The sequence below is a fragment of the Bradyrhizobium sp. SZCCHNRI20481 genome (genome assembly GCF_032485055.1).
In the GTDB taxonomy this organism is placed as follows: Bacteria; Pseudomonadota; Alphaproteobacteria; order Rhizobiales; family Xanthobacteraceae; genus Bradyrhizobium.
In genome coordinates, this window is sequence record NZ_JAUEUE010000005.1 from 144,779 (window position 1) to 162,731 (window position 17,953).

The 17,953-nt window shown below is 66.6% G+C and carries 14 protein-coding genes; 3 read left to right on the plus strand and 11 right to left on the minus strand.

All coding sequences use genetic code 11. The features are described from left to right. Window positions 1-137 precede the first annotated feature (137 nt). The 6 genes from QX132_RS09600 to QX132_RS09625 all read right to left on the minus strand — a co-directional run bounded on the left by QX132_RS09600 (window position 138) and on the right by QX132_RS09625 (window position 8,218). Window positions 138-1,484, minus strand: a complete 1,347-nt coding sequence (locus QX132_RS09600; RefSeq protein ID WP_315781472.1) for an IS4 family transposase — start codon at window positions 1,482-1,484, stop codon at window positions 138-140. Between the two features lie 396 nt (window positions 1,485-1,880). Further along, a complete protein-coding gene (gene hemA, locus QX132_RS09605) occupies window positions 1,881-3,110 on the minus strand; it encodes a 5-aminolevulinate synthase (RefSeq protein ID WP_315778420.1) in 1,230 nt (409 codons plus the stop codon). A gap of 209 nt (window positions 3,111-3,319) precedes the next feature. After that, the gene (locus QX132_RS09610) at window positions 3,320-4,378 is read right to left on the minus strand and encodes an MBL fold metallo-hydrolase (protein WP_315735936.1); all 1,059 of its coding nucleotides are present in this window, start codon (window positions 4,376-4,378) and stop codon (window positions 3,320-3,322) included. Window positions 4,379-4,569: 191 nt separating this feature from the next. Further along, window positions 4,570-6,708, minus strand: a complete 2,139-nt coding sequence (locus tag QX132_RS09615; RefSeq protein ID WP_316160885.1) for a HAMP domain-containing methyl-accepting chemotaxis protein — start codon at window positions 6,706-6,708, stop codon at window positions 4,570-4,572. 243 nt (window positions 6,709-6,951) lie between these two features. After that, on the minus strand, window positions 6,952-7,686 hold the full coding sequence (locus QX132_RS09620) for a porin family protein (RefSeq protein WP_315784731.1): 735 nt from the start codon (window positions 7,684-7,686) through the stop codon (window positions 6,952-6,954). Between the two features lie 220 nt (window positions 7,687-7,906). Then, window positions 7,907-8,218 carry a hypothetical protein gene (locus QX132_RS09625; RefSeq protein WP_315735943.1) on the minus strand — a complete coding sequence of 104 codons (312 nt, stop codon included), beginning with the start codon at window positions 8,216-8,218 and terminating at the stop codon, window positions 7,907-7,909. Window positions 8,219-8,504: 286 nt separating this feature from the next. On the opposite strand from QX132_RS09625, the gene QX132_RS09630 reads away from it, so the two are divergent. Then, entirely contained in the window at window positions 8,505-10,493 is a 1,989-nt protein-coding gene (locus tag QX132_RS09630; RefSeq protein ID WP_316160886.1) for a methyl-accepting chemotaxis protein, read from the plus strand. A 74-nt stretch (window positions 10,494-10,567) separates the two neighbouring features. Here QX132_RS09630 and QX132_RS09635 read toward each other — a convergent pair whose 3' ends face one another. The 3 genes from QX132_RS09635 to QX132_RS09645 are packed head-to-tail and all read right to left on the minus strand — an operon-like array spanning window position 10,568 to window position 14,371. Further along, window positions 10,568-12,832 (minus strand): xanthine dehydrogenase family protein molybdopterin-binding subunit, encoded by a 2,265-nt coding sequence (locus QX132_RS09635; protein WP_316160888.1) that lies wholly within the window; start codon window positions 12,830-12,832, stop codon window positions 10,568-10,570. After that, window positions 12,822-13,880 (minus strand): xanthine dehydrogenase family protein subunit M, encoded by a 1,059-nt coding sequence (locus QX132_RS09640; RefSeq protein ID WP_316160889.1) that lies wholly within the window; start codon window positions 13,878-13,880, stop codon window positions 12,822-12,824. The genes QX132_RS09635 and QX132_RS09640 overlap by 11 nt, the downstream gene beginning before the upstream one ends. Next, on the minus strand, window positions 13,877-14,371 hold the full coding sequence (locus QX132_RS09645; protein ID WP_316160891.1) for a (2Fe-2S)-binding protein: 495 nt from the start codon (window positions 14,369-14,371) through the stop codon (window positions 13,877-13,879). Before QX132_RS09645 ends, QX132_RS09640 begins: the two co-directional genes overlap by 4 nt. 196 nt (window positions 14,372-14,567) lie before the next feature. Here QX132_RS09645 and QX132_RS09650 point away from each other — a divergent pair, with 196 nt between their 5' ends. Both QX132_RS09650 and QX132_RS09655 read left to right on the plus strand, forming a co-directional pair. After that, a complete protein-coding gene (locus QX132_RS09650; RefSeq protein ID WP_316160892.1) occupies window positions 14,568-15,149 on the plus strand; it encodes a TetR/AcrR family transcriptional regulator in 582 nt (193 codons plus the stop codon). Window positions 15,150-15,171: 22 nt separating this feature from the next. Further along, window positions 15,172-15,600, plus strand: a complete 429-nt coding sequence (locus tag QX132_RS09655) for a hypothetical protein (protein ID WP_316160894.1) — start codon at window positions 15,172-15,174, stop codon at window positions 15,598-15,600. 21 nt (window positions 15,601-15,621) lie between these two features. Here QX132_RS09655 and QX132_RS09660 read toward each other — a convergent pair whose 3' ends face one another. Further along, entirely contained in the window at window positions 15,622-16,323 is a 702-nt protein-coding gene (locus QX132_RS09660; RefSeq protein ID WP_315735960.1) for an alpha/beta fold hydrolase, read from the minus strand. A 790-nt stretch (window positions 16,324-17,113) separates the two neighbouring features. Then, entirely contained in the window at window positions 17,114-17,914 is an 801-nt protein-coding gene (locus tag QX132_RS09665; protein WP_316160895.1) for an IclR family transcriptional regulator C-terminal domain-containing protein, read from the minus strand. Window positions 17,915-17,953: the final 39 nt, after the last annotated feature.

Here is a 17,953-nt window from a genome sequence, read left to right on the forward strand (position 1 = left end):
GAGGCGTCGCTAAGGGCGGCGCGATGTATCGCTTCGACGGCGGCGGTCCGTTCCATATCCAGACGGATCGGTGGAGTCGTGACGATCTGAGCCCGTGTCTCGCGGCGTGGCCGGTCAGCTCCCCTCCCCCTTGCGGGCTACGGGATTCCCGGTTTTATGCTTTGGGTTGCAAGTAGATAGCCTTCAAGCATTGCAGCGAGACGATCCCAGCCGTCTCGCATTGTCTTTGGCCCTGGTGGTTTACCGTAGCAATTCCAGCCGCCGAGGCGTGCCGCGATCCATGCGACGAACGCGAGGGAATCGGGAGGATGTGGGTTCTGCTGCCGCGCGGTCTTGCCTTCGAGCGTTTTTGATAGGTGCCCCAGAGCTGGTCTGAAGGCCGGGTCGATCACGTCGCTCATGGGACGGGGACTGCCGTCTCTGGCGTCGACAAGCTGGATGGTCCGGATAGCGCCAGCAAGCCCGATCGCCGCGAGATTGAACATGCGATCGGCATCGATGACCTGACTGTCGTCGAGAGCCAAGCCATCGCTCTTGAGAGCACGGAAGACCTGTTCGATGCGCCAGCGCAATCGATAGAGTTGCACGATCTGTTCGGCATCTGCCGCGCTGGCAACGGAATGGGTCGTGAGCAGATGCCACAACAACGGTGTTTTGCCGGCGGGCGCATCGATCTCACGCGCCTGTATCAAAGTCATTTCGATGGCATCGCAGGCCTCTGATCGTTTCAGGCTCTGTGGCCGGGCAAGAGACACGCTTCCGGCGCGAAGCTCGACGGTCGCCCCGCGCCCTTTATCGCCGGGGCCGCGCGGCGCCACCTTGACGAGGCTTGTTTTCAGCACCTTCGTCTCGGCAAGCGCTGCAAACAGCATTTTGCCATCGGACAGGCAGCGATCCTGCGCAGCACGCACGATCAGATCGAGCCCTTCCGGCTTACGCGTAAACAACGGGTAGATGTCGCTTTCGCGATCGGCGACCATCGTGACGCTGGCCGCCTCCGATAAGACGCCGGCAGCCGCCTGACAGCCATACAGCCAGCGTATCGACTCCTTATCCTCGATCGCTCGCTTGCGGCGAGCCGGAACTCGTCCGGCTGAGCGCGTCCAGATTTCCGCGTCGACAAGTCCCAACACCGCCTCGCTCTCGACGTCGAGGGCAATCACGGGATGGATGAAGAAGCCGGGTGTTTTTCCGTCCCCGCCAGGACCGAAGCCGCGCCGCTTCTTGTCACGGCCGGAGAAATTGATCTCGCTCGTGTCCTGGATCGCCAGAATACGCCGTCCCACGCATTGAGCCGCAGTCCGAGCCGCCAGCGTCTCGACGATCCGATCGACCGAGACGTGGTGCGAGGACAGAAATCGGTGAATGGCCTTCTCGCCGGCTCGCGTCTCCCCCAACTTCCGCAAGACCAGCGTGCCTGCTGTCGCCACCCGTTCGATCAGCCAGTCAGCCCGCTCCGCAACTCGAATATCGCCAAATGACATTCAAAGCTCTCCACCGAACCGGTCGAAAACTTTGAATCACATCCAGAAATCGCTTGGAATCGCTTTCGGGCATCCCGTAGCCCTTGCGGGGAGGGGTTGGGGGTGGGGGTCTCCGGGCACTGAATTGAATTAGACGCGCGCCTCGGCCTTATCGTCAGCAGCTGGACTCTTCGCTCCTTTAGAGAGCTCAGGCTGTCTCATGGAGAGCGGGACTCGTGGACCCCCACCCCCGACCCCTCCCCGCAAGGGGGAGGGGAGCGCAGTGGCGCGTGAGGTGATCGCGTAGCCAGCTCAGCCGCGGGCGCGCGTAGCCCGGATGAGCGGAGCGATATCCGGGGTCCTATGAGCTGCCGAGGCGAACCCGGGTGTCGCTGCGCTCACCCGGGCTACGAAGGGCTACTCCGCCGCCATCGCCTTCTTGTGCAGCGAAAGGCCCAGCCGTTCCCAGACCTGCAGCAGGGCCTCGGCGAGGCGGTCGATCAGGCCGTCGTCGTGATAGGGCGAGGGCGTGATGCGCAGGCGCTCGGCGCCCTTGGCGACGGTCGGGTAGTTGATCGGCTGGATGTAGATGCCGTGCTCTTCCAGCAGCAGGTCGGAGGCCTGCTTGCACTTCTCGGGATCGCCGACGAACAGCGGCACGATGTGGGTGTCGTTGGTCATCACCGGCAGGCCGGCGGCGTTGAGGATCGCCTTCACCCGAGCGGCGCGGTCCTGGTGGCGTTCGCGCTCCCAGCTCGACGATTTCAGGTGCTTGATCGCAGCCGTGGCGGCCGAGCAGATCGGCGGCGGCAGCGCGGTCGTGAAGATGAAGCCCGGCGCATAGGAGCGCACGGCGTCGATGATCTCGCCCTTGGCGGCGATGTAGCCGCCGAGGCAGCCGAACGCCTTGGCGAGGGTGCCTTCGAGGATGTCGATGCGGTGCATGACGCCGTCGCGCTCGGCGATGCCGCCGCCGCGCGGGCCGTACATGCCGACCGCATGCACCTCGTCGACATAGGTCATCGCGTTGTAGCGCTCGGCGAGATCGCAGATCGCTGCCAGCGGCGCGACGTCGCCGTCCATCGAATACAGGCTCTCGCAGGCGATCAGCTTCGGCCGGTTCGGGCCGGCCGCGATCAGGAGCTCTTCGAGATGGCCGAGGTCGTTGTGGCGCCAGATCTGGCGCTCGCAGCCGGACTGGCGCACGCCCTCGATCATCGAATTGTGGTTCAGCGCGTCCGACAGGATCAGGCAGTCGGGAATCAGCTTGGCGAGCGTGGCGATGCCGGTCTGGTTGGAGACATAACCGGAGGTGAACAGCAGCGCCGCTTCCTTGCCGTGGAGGTCGGCGAGCTCGGCCTCGAGCTGCACCAGGGGATGATGGGTTCCGGCGATGTTGCGGGTGCCGCCGGCGCCGGTGCCGACGCGGGTCGCGGTCTCGACCATCGCGCCGACCACCTTCGGGTGCTGGCCCATGCCGAGATAGTCGTTGGAGCACCAGATCACGACATTGCGTGGTCCGCTCGGCGAGTGCCAGGTCGCATGCGGGAACCGGCCGGCGATGCGTTCGAGATCGGCGAAGACACGGTAGCGACGCTCATCATGCAGGCGACCGAGGGCGGCACTGAAGTACTGGCTGTAGTCCATCACGAAACCCGAACTGGCGCGCTGCAGTGCAGCACCTGAAGTGAAAACCTCGCGGCATGCGTGGCGTGAGGTCTTCTTAGAGCGTTTCCAGAGCCGCTGTCGAGCCGGAATCCCACGGCGGGAATTGGGCGATTTGTCCAAGGAAGGAGTGATCTCGGCCGAACGGCGCCCGGATTGCGGCGACGCGGCGGCGGCACAGCTCCGCGGCCTCAGGTGGTGCGATAATGCAGCACGCCGTCGACATCCTGGCCGGTCAGCCGACCCTCGACCAGCATGTAGTTGACGTGGGCGATCAGCTCGCCGGCGGCAAAGCCCATCTGGTGCGGGTCGAGCACGTGCTTGTGGAACACGACCGGCACGAGCTGCGCCGAGGTCTTCGGCTCGTCGCGGCAGGCGTCCGCGATCATCCGGCAGCGCTCCTCGTGGTGGTCGGCGAGCTGCTTGATGCGCGTCTTCAGCCCGTAGAACGGCACGCCATGGCCTGGCAGCACCAGTACGTCATAGGGCAGGGTGGTGGTGAGGCTCGCCAGCGAGGCCAGATATTCGCCGAGCGAGTTCTGGTCCGGCTCGACCGCCCAGACGCTGACATTGGGCGAGATCTTGCTCAGCACCTGGTCGGCGGACAGAAACAGCTTGTCGGCGGCGCAATACAGCATGACCTGGTCGAGCGCGTGGCCGCCGCCGGTGATGACCTTGAAGCGCCGGCTGCCGATCTGGATCTCGTCGCCATGGGAGATGCGGCGGTAGGAGGCCGGCAGCACCGAGACGCGCTGCAGATATTCCTGGCCGCGGCCGAGCAGCTTGTCGGTCAGGGTCTCGTCCATGCCGTGGCGGCGGAAGAACAGCCGCTGGGCATCGCGACGCTCCTCGGTGCCGCGGTTCTGGTGATAGACCGACTGCAGATACTCGACCTGCGACATCACCAGCGGGCAGTTGAAGCGCTCGACGATCCAGCCGGCGAGCCCGACATGGTCGGGATGCGAATGCGTCACGATCAGCCGGCTGATCTTGACGTGTTTGAGCGGGCCATCGAGCAGCCGCGTCCAGGCGGCGATCGACTCCTCATTGCCGAAGCCGGAGTCCACCGCGACCCAGCCGTCGCCATCGGCGAGCAGATAGATGTTCACATGGTTGAGGCGGAACGGCAGCTTCAGGCGCAGCCACAGCACGCCGGGCGCGACCTCGACGACCTGGTCCTCACCGGGATGCTGCTCCCAGGGATAGCGCAGCGCTTCGGCGGAGGAGTGAACGGTGTCTGTCTTCGTCATGCCTCATCGATTAACGGCCGCCGCGGGCGAGCGCCAGCCGAAAAACACATGGCTGGACGGCATTCCGGGGTACGGAAGGTGCTTCGGGTCGCGGCAGCATGACCTGCCTCGACGCCTCCCGCTTCGCCACGCCCCCGTCATTCCGGGGCGAGGCCGCAGGCCTCGAACCCGGAATGACCGGCGAGTAGCAACTACGCCGCCCGGATGTTGGTCAGGAACGAATCGACCTCGGCGCGCAAGGTGTCGGCCTCGCGGCGTAGCGCCTCCGAGGCGCTGAGCACCTCGTTGGCGGAGGTGCCGGCCTGGGCCGAGGCGCTGGAGACGCCGGTGATGTTGTTGGAGACCTCGGTGGTGCCGGAGGCCGCCTGCTGGATGTTGCGGGCGATCTCGTGCGTCGCGGTGCCCTGCTGCTCGACGGCGGCGGCGATCGCGGTGGTGACGTTGTCGATCTCGGCGATGGTCTCGCCGATGTTGCGGATCGCCGACACGGCCGACGAGGCGACCTGCTGCATGCCTGCGATCTGGGTGCGGATCTCGTCGGTGGCCTTGGCGGTCTGGCTCGCCAGGCTCTTCACCTCCTGCGCGACCACCGCGAAGCCGCGGCCGGCCTCGCCCGCGCGCGCCGCCTCGATGGTGGCGTTGAGCGCGAGCAGGTTGGTCTGCGAGGCGATCGCCTGGATCAGGTCGACGACGACGCTGACGCGGCTCGCATTGTCGGCGAGTCCCTGCATCGTCGAGTCGGTGGCGCCGGCTTCCTCGACCGCCTTCTTGGCGATCTGGGCCGAGGTCACGACCTGGCGGCTGATCTCCGCGATCGACGACGACAACTGCTCGGTGCCGGCCGACACGGTCTGGACGTTGACCGAGGTCTCCTCGGCAGCCGCCGCGACCGCATTGACCAGCGAGTTGGACTGGTCGGCGGTCTGCGACATGCTCTGCGCGGTCGCCTGCATGGCCGTGGCGGAGTTCTGCAGCGTGCCGAGGGCGCTGCGCACCGTCGCCTCGAACGTGGCGATCTGCGCCTCCATGCGCGCGGCGCGCTCGGCCTTGGCGGCATTCTCGCGGTCCTGCTCGGCGGCCAGGGTACGGGCACGGACCATGTTGTCGCGGAACACCTGCAGGGTGTCGACCATCGCGCCGATCTCGTCGCGCTGCTTCGAGGCCGCAATCTCGGTGTCGAGATCGCCGCTCGACAGCGTCTGCATCGCCTGCTGCAGCCGCCTGATCCGGCGCAGGATGTTGCCGCCGACATAGAGCCAGACGAACAGCACCGAGCCGAGCAGCGTGGCTGCGCCGGCACCGACCATGCCGAGCGTCGCGAGCTCGATGTCACGGCCCGCCGTGCTGGTGGCGCTTTCGGTCGACTTGCGCACGCCTTCGACGAGCTGCTGCACGCTGATGTCGAGACCGACATTGAGCTTTCGCGTCTCCTCCAGCACGGTCTGCCCGTAATCGTTGGCGTCGAGCTCCTTCTCGCGCGTCTTGAACACGCGGGCCTTGCCCTCGCCGAGTGCGGCGAGCTTCAGCGCGGCATCGTGGATTGCCTTGGTGCTGCGGCCGGTCGGCAGCAATTCGAGATTGGATTTGAGCTGCGCCACCGCCTCCTTGAACTGCCGCTCGATCGTCTCCAGCGTGTCGCTGTCGTTGGCCGATAGCGCGGCAGCCATCTGCGCCACCAGCAGGTTGCCGGACGCGATCACATTGCCGAGCTGCTCGACGAACCGTGCGGCCGCCGTTGCGTCGTCTGCCGACACCTCGGCTGCGCCGAGCACGGCGTTGAGCTGCGTCTGGGCATCCAGCATCGGCTCGTTGGCGGCGGCAGTGAAGTCCGCCTGCGCCTTGCGCAACGCGTCATACTGCTTGTTGTGCAGGGCCGCGACTTCGAGACGCTCGCGTGCGGCCGACACCAGGCTCTGATTGGCCTCGTTGATGTTCTTGATGGTCTCGGCGAGCGGCGCCACCACGCTTTTCGCGGCGCCGAGCGCGCTGATCTCGCTCAGGCGCTCCTGCGTAGTCTTCTGGATCTCCTGCATCTTCTTCAGGCGATCGTTGAGCGCGTCCTCGCTCTGGGACTGCAGCAGCGCCGGGCCGAGGCTGGCCAGGCCGGAGCTCTGCGCCAGCAATTGCAGGCTCGAGGTCAGGCGCGGAATCTCGCGGTCCGAGAGCTCGACCATGGTGCCGCCGACGTGTCGCAGCATCAGTCCCGCAGCGACGCTGATCGCGATCGCCATGCCGGCGATCACTGCGAAGGCTGCGAACAGGCTGCCGCGGACGCCCCATCCAGGTCGCAGGACTCCGAGCACCCTGCTGAAGCTGAACCGAATCGCCATCTCTGGTGTCCCCCGATATGCACTACTTGGAGCTGTTGCTTGCAGGCAGTATCGCGGCGGGCGGTTAACAAATCCGGGAAACTACTCGGGCAGTGCTGAGTTTTCTCGCATTTTCGCATTTCACCGTGCGGCATTTAACAGGACGGAAAGGATTGTTGGGCCGCGCTTTCGATAACCTATGACAGAAAAGGCCGGCATCGCTGCCGGCCTTCCCGTCGTTTGTTGTTATTTGACGCCTGCGGATCAGTAGCGGGCCGCGAGCGGAGCGCCCCAGTTGAAGCGGTAGTTCACGCCAGCCTTGAAGGTGTGGTCGTCGGTGGTGAAGCTGCCGGTCGGGACCAGCGCGGCGGGCGCCGTGAAGGTGGCGCTGCCGAAATTGTAGTACTGATACTCGGCCTTGGCCGACCAGTTGGGCGCGAACATGTATTCGAGGCCGGCGCCGACGGTCCAGCCGTTGCGGTGGTCGCCGTTGGTTGCGAAGCCGACTGGCGTGCCGGCGAACGTCACCTTCTCGTTGTTGTCGGAATAGGCGTAGCCGCCCTTCACGTAGAGCAGGCCCGGACCCCAGGTGTAGCCGAAGCGGCCGGTGATCGAGCCGAGGCCGCGCTGGCTGTTGGTGTAGACGAGGCCGCCGGGGAAGGCGGCGCCGACGCTGCCGCTCAGCCAGCTGTACTGGCCCTCGGCGCCGATCACCCAGGTCGGTGCGAACTGCCAGTCGGCGCCGACCTGCACGCCGCCCAGGAAGCGGCCGTTGGAGTTGTTGCCGGTGGCGAGGCCGGAGAAGTTGTTGTCGCTGGAGAACGCGCCGCCGAGATGGGCGCCGAGATAGAAGCCGGTCCAGTTGTAGATCGGAGCGGCATAGGCCGGCGGCGCCTTGGTGGCGTAGGGATAGGTCCGGGCGCCGAGATCGGCGGCGACAGCGGACTGGGCCGAGGCCAGCGCGGCGACTGCAACGGTTGCGAACAGGATCTTCTTCATGGCGGGGTCTCCGATACTCAACTAACAAGGCTCGCGCAGCGCGCGCCGTCGATGGATCGGAGATAGATTGCTTTCGAATAAAATGCTGTCACTCGCGCAGCACACTGGCCTCCAACCCGACCTTCTGCGGGCAAAGGTTCTGGCGTAGTTAGCAATGCACTAACGAAGGCTGAACCGGGAGTTAACGCCGGGCCCCTTTGTGCCGCCGCGGCACAACCGGTTAAGGCGCGTTAAGAGCTCGATGCAGGGCCGCGACTGCGTCGCGCAGCTGCTCGCGATGGATGATGTCGTCCTTGGGCATCGAAGCGATGCCGGCGGCGAGCTCGTGAAGGATCGCGGCGAGCAGTCCAAAGTTCAGATGCATATGGATCGATTTGCGGACGTCCTCGGGGCCGGGGCGCTCCAGGGTCAATGCCAGGCCAGATGATTCGAGATGGGCTTCGAACCGCGAGGAATGCTCGAACGTGCCGGCATAGAACTTGTCGGGATATTCGAGCGCGATCTCGGCCTTGTCCGGGATGGGTTTCGACATGGTGGCTCCTGAGCGGCGATGCGCGGATGTTCGCAGATCCGCCTCCCGCCGCCTTGCGCCAGGTCATAGTGGGCGGAGCGCCTGCGTCCCCCGATCGAGTCGGGCCGGACCGCATTTCTACGGGGGCGGAAATTTACCTTACCCTGAGAAAAGGTTGTGCACGCTGATCAAATTGACGACTCGATGCCGGTCGTTCCGGACGGACCAGCTCCATGCAAGCGAGCGGAGAGGGCTCCGGCGGGGCGACGGCGGGTGCAGTCCACCCTCCAGCGAATGTGCCGCCGACATGAAGATGCGTCTCTCCATTTCCACGTTCATTGCGGCTTTTGGCCTTGTGCTCGCGCTCGGCTTCGGTGCGGTCGTGCTGACCAGCGCCTATGCGCTGCGCGAGCTCAAGGTCGGCGGGCCCCTCTACGACAAGATCAAGCTCGGCAATGATCTGGTGGCCGACATCCTGCCGCCGCCTGAATATGTGCTCGAGGCCTATCTCGAGGCGACCCTCGCACTCCGGACGCCGAAGGATCTCGACACGCATGTCAAGAAGCTGGCGCAACTGAAGAAGGACTATGAGGATCGCAAGACGTTCTGGACCGGCTCGGCGCTGCAGCCTGATCTGAAATCGCTGCTGGTCGAACGATCGGACGGTGAGGTCCAGAAATTCTGGCAGGCCCTGGAGGCCGAGTTGATCCCGGCGCTGCGCTCCGGCGACATGGCGAAGGCCGATGCCGCCTATGCCCGGCTGGCCGAAGCCTACGCCGCCCACCGCGCGGTGATCGATACGCTGGTCGACAAGGCAAACAAGCTGAATGCGGACATGGAGGCCACGGCGGCGACCCAGGATCGCAGCATCTCCATCGTCGTGTGGACCGTGTCCGGCATCGTTCTGGCTCTGGTCGTCGCCGGCATGTCCGGGCTGGTGATCGGCGTCGTCCGTCCGCTGTCGCGCATGACCGGCCTGATGCGGCGGATCGCCGAGGGCGATCTGTCGGCCGACATTTCCTATTCGGAACGCGGCGACGAGATCGGCGCGATGGCGGGCGCGCTGAGCATCTTCAAGACCAACGCGCTGGAGAATGCGAGCCTGCGCGACAAGCAGGAGCGCGACCGTTTGGCCGCCGAGGAGCATAAGAAGCGCGCCATGCTCGACATGGCCGACGTGATCGAGCGCGAGACCGAGACGTCCGTCGAAGCTGCGGCCGGCGCATCGCGCCAGGTCGAGGCCGTCGCCGCAGGCCTCTCGAAACTGGCCGAGGAGCTGTCGACCGATGCGCAATCGGTGGCCGCAGCCTCGGAGCAGTCGCTCTCCAATGCCCAGACGGTCTCGTCGGCAGCCGAGCAACTGAGCTCGGCGATCCGCGAGATCTCGAGCCAGGTGGCGCGCGCCAGCACAATCACCAAATCGGCGGTGACGGAGCGCGAGAAGGCGAAGAACACGATGCTCTCCTTGTCCGCGGCCGTGGACAAGATCGCCGAGGTCTCCAACCTGATCGGCGGCATCGCCGAGCAGACCAACCTTTTGGCGCTCAATGCCACCATCGAGGCCGCGCGCGCCGGCGATGCCGGCCGCGGCTTTGCCGTGGTTGCGGCCGAGGTCAAATCGCTGTCGGATCAGACCGCCAAATCGACCGAGGAGATCTCGCGCCTGATCGGCGAGGTGCAGACCACCACGCAGGCGACCGTCGACGTCGTCGAAGGCATCGGCAGCCAGATTTCCGAGATCGACGAGGTCGCGGCCTCGATCGCCGCGGCGATGGAGGAGCAGCACGCGGCGACCCAGGAGATCAGCCGCTCGGTCCGGTCGTCGGCGAGCGCGGCGCGCGATGTGTCGTCCAAGATCGGCAATGTCGGCAGGGATGCCGGCATGGTCAACGATCGGGCCGCCGAGGTGCGCAACGCCATCGGCTCCGTGGCAACGGGCCTGACCTCGCTCCGTGCCACGCTGGTGAAGGCCGTCAGGACGGCGACCGCCGAAGCCGATCGCCGTCAGTCGCCGCGGTTGAAGTCGAGCCTGTCGATCAAGGTCGTCGACGATCGCAGGGGCGCGGTGAAGGCCGATCTGGTGGATATTTCCGAAGGCGGCGCCTGGATCAGGTTCGATCCCGAGCCGGGCATCGGCGATCGCGGCGTCATGGAGTTCAGTGGCTTCGACGGCCGCGTGCAATATCGGGTCCGCGCCCGTGACAAGGACGCGCTGCATGTCGAGTTCGACCCCGGCCAGAATCGCGAGGCGTTCCTGGCGTGGTTCAGGCGGACCTTCGCACGGCAGGCGGCGTAGACGGAGCGCCGTCGCTTGCCTCCGCTCTCGGCCAAGAGAACGGAGGCTTCGTGCCGGTCCTCAACGCGCCATCGTCATTGGCGCGAGACCAGATCGCTGATCCGCACTGGGAAGCGCCTGATCCGAATGCCGGTCGCATGCGCCACCGCGTTGGCCACCGCCCCGGCGGAGCCGGTGATGCCGATCTCGCCGACGCCCTTGATGCCGAGCGGGTTGACGAACGGATCGTGCTCCTCGACCGTGAACGCCTCGATCGCGGGGACGTCGGCATTCACCGGCACATGATACTCGCCGAGATTGGCGTTCATGATGCGGCCGCTGCGCCGGTCGGTGACGGCCTCCTCGTGCAGCGCCAGCGAGATGCCCCAGATCATGCCGCCGATGAGCTGGCTGTTCACCAGCTTCGGATTGATGATCCTCCCGGCCGCAAACGCGCCGACCATCCGCGTCACCCTGACCTGGCCGAGATCGGGATCGACCTTGACCTCGGCGAAGACGGCGCCATGCGAGCTCATCGCGTACTGCTCGTTGGCGGCGGGATCGGGCACGCCTGAGCCGGAGCCCTCGATCTCGGCGAGACCGGCGCGGGCCAGGATGTCGGCATAGCTCTCGCCGCGGCTGTCATCGTCGCGCCGCAGCAGCCGCCCGTTGCGAGCGATCACGCCGGCATTGCCGGCGCCGAACAGTGGCGAGCGCTCATCCGCCGTCGCAAGCCCGGCAAGCTTCGCGATGACCGCGGCTCCCGCATTGTGGATCGCGGTGCCCACGGTCGCCGTGTGGGCCGAGCCGCCGGCGATGCCGGCATCCGGCAGATCCGACGTTCCGGCCTTGAACGTGACCTGGTCGAGATCGAGCGCGAGAGAATCCGCGGCGATCTGTGCGAACGCGGTCCACGCGCCCTGGCCCATGTCGTGCGCGCCGCTCTCCACCACGCCGCTGCCATCGCGCCGGATCACCGCGCGCGCCTGGCCTGCGAACATCAGCGCATGGAACGTCGCCGTGCCCATGCCCCAGCCGACCAGGAAGCCGTCCTTGTCGCGCATCATCCGCGGCTTCAGCGGCCGCTCCCACCAGCCGAAACGCTCCGCACCTTGCGTGTAGCACTCGCGCAGCGCCTTGGACGAGAACGGCTTGCCGGTGGCCGGCTCGACCTCGGCGTAGTTCTTGACCCGGAAGGCGAGCGGATCGAGGCCGCAGGCCTCGGCCATCTCGTCGACGGCGCTTTCCAGCGCGATCGAGCCCGGCGCGATGCCGGGCGCGCGCACGAACAGCGGCGTGCCGGTGTCCATGCGCACCGCGTCATAGGTGGTCGCGATCGCCGGCGCGGTATACAGCGTGTGCGTGACATGCGCCGCCGCCTCGTAGAAATCCTCGAAGCTCGAGGTCGCGATCCGCGCGTGATGATGGATCGCCGACAATTGTCCCGCGCCGCTTGCGCCGAGCTGCAACGTCTGCCGGGTCGGCGAGCGATGGCCGAACGGACCGTAGAGCTGCTCGCGGCGCACCACGAGCTTCACCGGACGTCCGGTCAGCTTCGCGGCGAGGATGCCGAGGATCTGCGGTCCCGCGATGAGGCCCTTGCCGCCGAAGCCGCCGCCGAGATAGGGGCTGCGGATCAGGATGCTCTCCGGCGCGATGCCGAACAGCTCGGCGAGGCGCCCGCGCATCATCACGAGGCCCTGGGTCGGCGTGTCGATGACGAGGCGATCGCCCTGCCATTCGGCGACGATCGCATGCGGCTCCATCGCGTTGTGATAGTGCGCCGGGGTCTCATAGGTCGCGGTGATCTGCCTGTCGCTGCCCGCCAGCGCGGCCTCGACATCGCCATGGTAGCTCTCGGCAGGAAATCCCATGCCGACCACAGGCGGCACGTAGGCGTCGCTGGCGTCGAGCCCGATGCGGGCCGGCTCGACTTCGTAGCGCGGGGACAGCAGAGCGGCGCCTTCGGTCGCTGCTTCCAGGCTCTCGGCGACGACGAGCGCGATCGGCTGGTTGGCGTAGCGCACGCGATCGTTCTGCAGCGCCTCGAAGCGGAATGCGAACGGATTAGGCTTGCCGTCGGGATCGGCGTGCAGCGGCGGCCGGTTGGCGGAGGTCATCACCTCGACCACGCCGGGATGCGCCTTGGCGGCTTCGACGTCGAGCGCGACGACGCGGCCGCGCGCGATGCTGGAGACGGCGAGCACGGCATAGAGCAGGCCGGGCGGATTGTTGTCGGCGGCGTAGCGTGCCGTGCCGGTGACCTTGGCGCGGCCATCGACGCGCGACAGCGACTGGCCGATGTTGGAGCCGTGTCTGATATGGGCGGGATCGCGGGAGAGATTGAGCTCAGGCGTCATGAAGCACTCCTGGAACGGAGGAGAAGGGAGAGGCCGGCAGCGCCGGCATGCGCGACGGCGTGCCTTGGCTCGCGGCTTGCAGCGCGCGCACGATCAGGCTGCGCGCGAGCGGGATCTTGTAGGCGTTGTCGCCGGAGGGCTTTGCGTCGTGCAGCGCCGCCTCGGCGGCGCGTTCGAACAGGCGCGCATCCGCGGGCTGTCCTGCGAGCAGCGCTTCGGCCTGGTGGGCACGCCATGGCTTGGCAGCGACGCCGCCGAGCGCCAGGCGCGCCTGCTTGATGCTGCCGTTCTCGATCACGAGACCGGCTGCCGCCGAGACGATCGCGAACGCGTAGGAATTGCGCTCGCGGACCTTCAGATAACGCGCATGCCTGGCGAAGGCGCGTGCAGCCGCCGGCAGCCGGATCGCGACGATCATGTCGCCCGACGCGAGCACGGTCTCCTTCTCCGGCGTGCTGCCGGGCAACAGATGCAGCGCCTCCAGCGCGACCTCGCGCCGGCCCGCTTTGCCTTCGATCTCAACCACGGCATCGAACGCCGCCAGCGGCACGCAGAAGTCCGAGGGATTGGTGGCGATGCAGGCCTCGCTCCAGCCCAGCACAGCGTGCTGATGGTTGTCGCCGCCGCGGGCGTCGCAGCCGGCGCCGGGCGTGCGCTTGTTGCACGCCGACGCCGGGTCGTAGAAATAGGCGCACCGCGTCCGCTGCAGCAGATTGCCGCCGACGGTGGCCGCATTGCGCAATTGCGCCGACGCGCCGGACAGCAGCGCTTCCGCCACCGCCGGAAAGTCGCGCGCGAAGCCTGAATCATGCGCGAGATCGGCATTGCGCACCAGCGCGCCGATCCTGACATCGCCATTGCCGAGCGTCTCGATGCGCGTGAGCTCGGCGAGATGCGAGATGTCGACCAGCCGCGCCGGCCGGACGACATTGCCCTTCATCAGATCGAGCAGGTTGGTGCCCGAAGCGAGATAGGCGGCGCCGGGTGCGCCGGCGGCGGCAATCGCTTCGGCGACGCTCGACGGCTTCACATAGTCGAACCGGTTCATGCCGCGCGCTCCTTCGTATCAGAGAGCGTCGCCTGCGCGTCGAGCACCGCCTCGACGATACCGACATAGGCGCTGCAGCGGCATAGATTGCCGCTCATGCCTTCGCGCACGCGCTCGGGATCGGAGCCCGCCTGGCCTTCGTTGATGAGCCCGACCGCGCTCATGATCTGGCCCGGCGTGCAGAAGCCGCATTGCAGGGCGTCATGATCGATGAACGCCGCCTGCACCGGGTGCAGCTGGTCGCCTTGAGCAAGTCCTTCGATGGTGGTGATCGCGGCGCCGTCGAGGCTGACGGCCAGCGTCAGGCAGGAGTTGATGCGGCGGCCGTCGACCAGGACGGTGCAGGCGCCGCACTGGCCGCGGTCGCAGCCCTTCTTGGTGCCGGTGAGGTGGAGGCGCTCGCGCAGCAGGTCGAGCAGGGTGACCCTGGGGTCGTCGAGCGCAAGCGTTCGCGGCTCACCGTTGACGGTGAGTCTGACAGTCCAATTCATGCGTTGTTCCGATCGAAGCGATGGCCTAATCGGATCGCAGCGGGCACCGCCTTACGGGCGATGGTCCGTCCAGATCCAGCGACCGCGGGACGACAGCTCAGGAAAGTTGGCTGTCCCGGGTGGCAGGTCTATTTATACGGAGGGACCCTCCGTTTAGCAAGGGGACATGAACGGTCCGTCATCAAGAGCTGGTGAGATGGAGACGAAACCACAAGAGCGGCCGCGCAAGCCGCGCGCCGATGCGCAGCGAAATCGCGAGCGCGTGCTGGAGGCCGCCAAGGCGGTGTTCAGCGCCGGCGGCGCCGAAGCCAGCCTGGAAGCGGTGGCGCGCCAGGCCGGCGTCGGCATCGGCACGCTCTATCGCCATTTCCCCACCCGCGAGGACCTGTTCGAGGCGGTGTACCGGCGCGAGGTCGAGCAGCTCTCGGAGCTCGCCGAGGCGCTGAAGAGCGAGCCGTCGCCGGTCGAGGCGCTGCGGCGCTGGCTGCGCTCGACGGTGCAGTTCGTCGCCACCAAGAAGGGCATGATGGCCGCACTGGCGATCGTCATGAACGCGAACTCCGAGCTCGCCGCCTATTCGCACGGCCATCTCACCCGCGCGATCGGCGCGCTGCTGTCGCGGGCCGTCCAGGCCGGCGAGATTCGCAGCGACATCAGCGCCGACGACGTCCTGCGTGCGCTGATCGGCATGTGCTACATGCACGATCAGACCGGCTGGCAGCAGAGCGTGCTGCGGCTGCTCGATGTGTTCGTGGACGGGTTGCGGGTGCAACGCTGATGGCTCCCGTCGGGAGCCAATGATGCGAGTCGCCGTCGCCCTTATCTTGCTTGTCGCACTGCTCTATTCAGGCGAGTGGGTCTATCGCAGCTTCATCCGGCCTATCGATCCGCTTCCTCCCGAGATCGCCGCGCTTGCGGACCATTTTGAAAGGAATGGCATCAAGGTCTCGCCCTTTGCCGTACGGCATGGCTTTCGACATTCGGAGGTGCAGGCGGTGGCGGCCTTCAAGGTTGCGGAGCTTCCGATCCCATTTATCGTTATCGTTTGCCCCGATAGCCGATCCGCGGCCGTCCGGCTTGCGGGGCTCAAGGGCGACGGCGTGAGGAGTGCTGGCCAGAATGGCCGCATGGTGCTGGACCTCGGCCTGTGGGCCCACGACGATCAGGAGCGCGCGGCGAAAATTCGAGCTCTGTTCGAAACCTTCGAGGGCGAGATGACCGCCCGTTAGCCGCGCGCCTCACGATTGCAGTTATCCCCTCAACCACTCCATCAGCGCCTGCGCGGTCTCCTCCGGCTGCTCGGGCTGCGGCAGGTGACCGCAATTCTCCAGCACGACCAGCCAGCTGCCGTCGATGCCGTCGGCCATCTCCTTCGACAGGCTGTTTGGAATGGTGTTGTCGGTGTCGCCGGTCAGCACCAGGGTCGGGCAGCGGATCGCGGTCAATGTCGGCCGCGAGTCCGGACGCGACATGATGGCCGTCAGCTGCCGGACGAAGCCGATGACGCCGACCTCCTCGGCCATGTCGTGCACCAGCTGGCGCAGCCGCGGATCGTCCTGGCGCGACGGATGCACGAAGCCTGAGAACAGCTCGTCGACCACGCCGTGATAGTCGCCCTCCTTGGCGCGGGTGATCATGGTGCGGCGGCGCGCGCTCGCCTCCGGCGTGTCGGGCCTCGCCTGGGTGTTGATCAGCGCCAGCCGGCCCACGCGCTCCGGCGCCTGGCGCATGATCTCGAAAGCGATGTAGCCGCCCATCGAATGTCCCGCGAGCGCGAAGCGCGGCGGCGCCTCGGCCAGGATGCGGCGCGCGATCGCGGCCATGCTGTCATCGCGGACGTGGTTGGCCACCATCACCGGCCCGAGCCGCCACAGCGCGGGGATGACAGGCGCATAGATGCGGGGCGACGAGATCAGTCCAGGCACCAGCACGAGCGGCAGCGCATCAGTCATGGGTCTTCCCCCGGAAACGGCGTTCACCTGGTCCGGGTGTTTTCCACCCGGCATGCCATTTACGCGCGTGAGGCGGCCGATGTCCAACGATGTGCTCCGCTTCGCGCCCGCCGCCCAGGGCGACGACCTCGTCCTCAGCCTTGCCCTGGCTCATCCTGCGCCTCTTCGCGACGGCGAACGGCCGCAGTGATCGGGTCGCACGCGATGCCGCTTGGGCCGCGGCGCCTCTGGCTTTCGTGATTGCGGCGCCATTCGCGGCAATCTGGTGGCGTCGTCCGCAATTCGCGCGCGAGGCGGAGGTCGAACTACTTCCGTTCCGGATCATGCCACCATCGCATGCAGCGCGATGATACCAGGATGGATCGTCAATCGTGGCAAACAGGGTCGGGCGTCACGATAATATCACGTAATGGGCGTGGGGCCAGGCGTCGGAAGGCTTGCGACTACAACGATTAGTTCGGGCAGCCGGTAACTTCACGTGGCCGGCGATGGCCGGCTCTCTCGTCCTGTTGCGGCGATGAGTTGGTAGCACCGCGCTGTCCGTGATGACATCGGAACGATTGTCGCGCGAAGTCCGGCTCTCACGAGAACGGCGAGTGCGCCGATCCGCGATGCAGCGAGGGTCGGGACGATGTGCTCGATCAGCGGCGCGACGATGCGTCCCGGCGATGTCGCTGCCGGATGGAGCAGCGGCGCTCGTGGCCGCGAGTTCGATGCGAAGGTTGCGGTGGCGTGACCTGATGCGCGAGCGAGAGCCAGCGCGCCAGCGGCCGAGGCCTCTCCCCGACGATCAGACGAGCAGTGGCTGCGCCGTCGCCGCGAGCTTCTTCAGCAGCGGCAGGAAGCGCTCCTTCATCTCGTCGACGCCGATGCGATCGACGTGGCCGCCGATGTTGGCGGCGGCGATGATGCCGCCGTCATAGCGGCGAATCGGCACTGAAATCGAGCGGAAACCCTCCTCCGCCTCACCGTCGACGAGCGAGTAACCGTCGTCGCGGACGGCGATGATCGACGCGAGCAATGCTTCCTTGTCGGTGATCGTCTGCGGCGTCATCTCGGTCAGCGTCATGCGCTCGACGGCCTGGCGCAACTGATCGTCCGGCATCCGGCTCAGCAACACGCGGCCGACCGACGTGCAGAACGCCGGTAGCCGATAGCCGATTTCGAGCCCGGTCGAGAACATCCGCGCCGACGTCGCGCGCGCGATGAAGACGACCGTCTCGCCGTCGAGGACGGCGAGCGAGCAGACCTCGCGCGCCTCGCCGGCCGTGTTGTCCATCAACGGCTGCATTACGCTGTTGATCTGGTTGGAGGCGAGATAGCTGGAGGCCAGCAGCAGCACGCGCGGCGTCAGCGAGAACAGCCGGTCGTCGCCATGGACGAAGCCGGAGGCCTTCAGGGTCAGCAGAATCCGTCGCACCGTGGCGCGGGCGAGGCCGGTGAGTTCCGCGGCCTTGCTCAGCGTCATCGGGCGGCCCTCGCGGCTGAAGGCTTGTATCACCCGCAGGCCGCGATCGAGCGCTTCCACGAACTCGGGACCGTCGCCCCGAGCCTGCTTCTTCTCCTCATCAGTGCGCTTCAGTTTCGGCATCGGCCTGACATGATCCGCTGTTGTTGTTTTCGGCCGCAG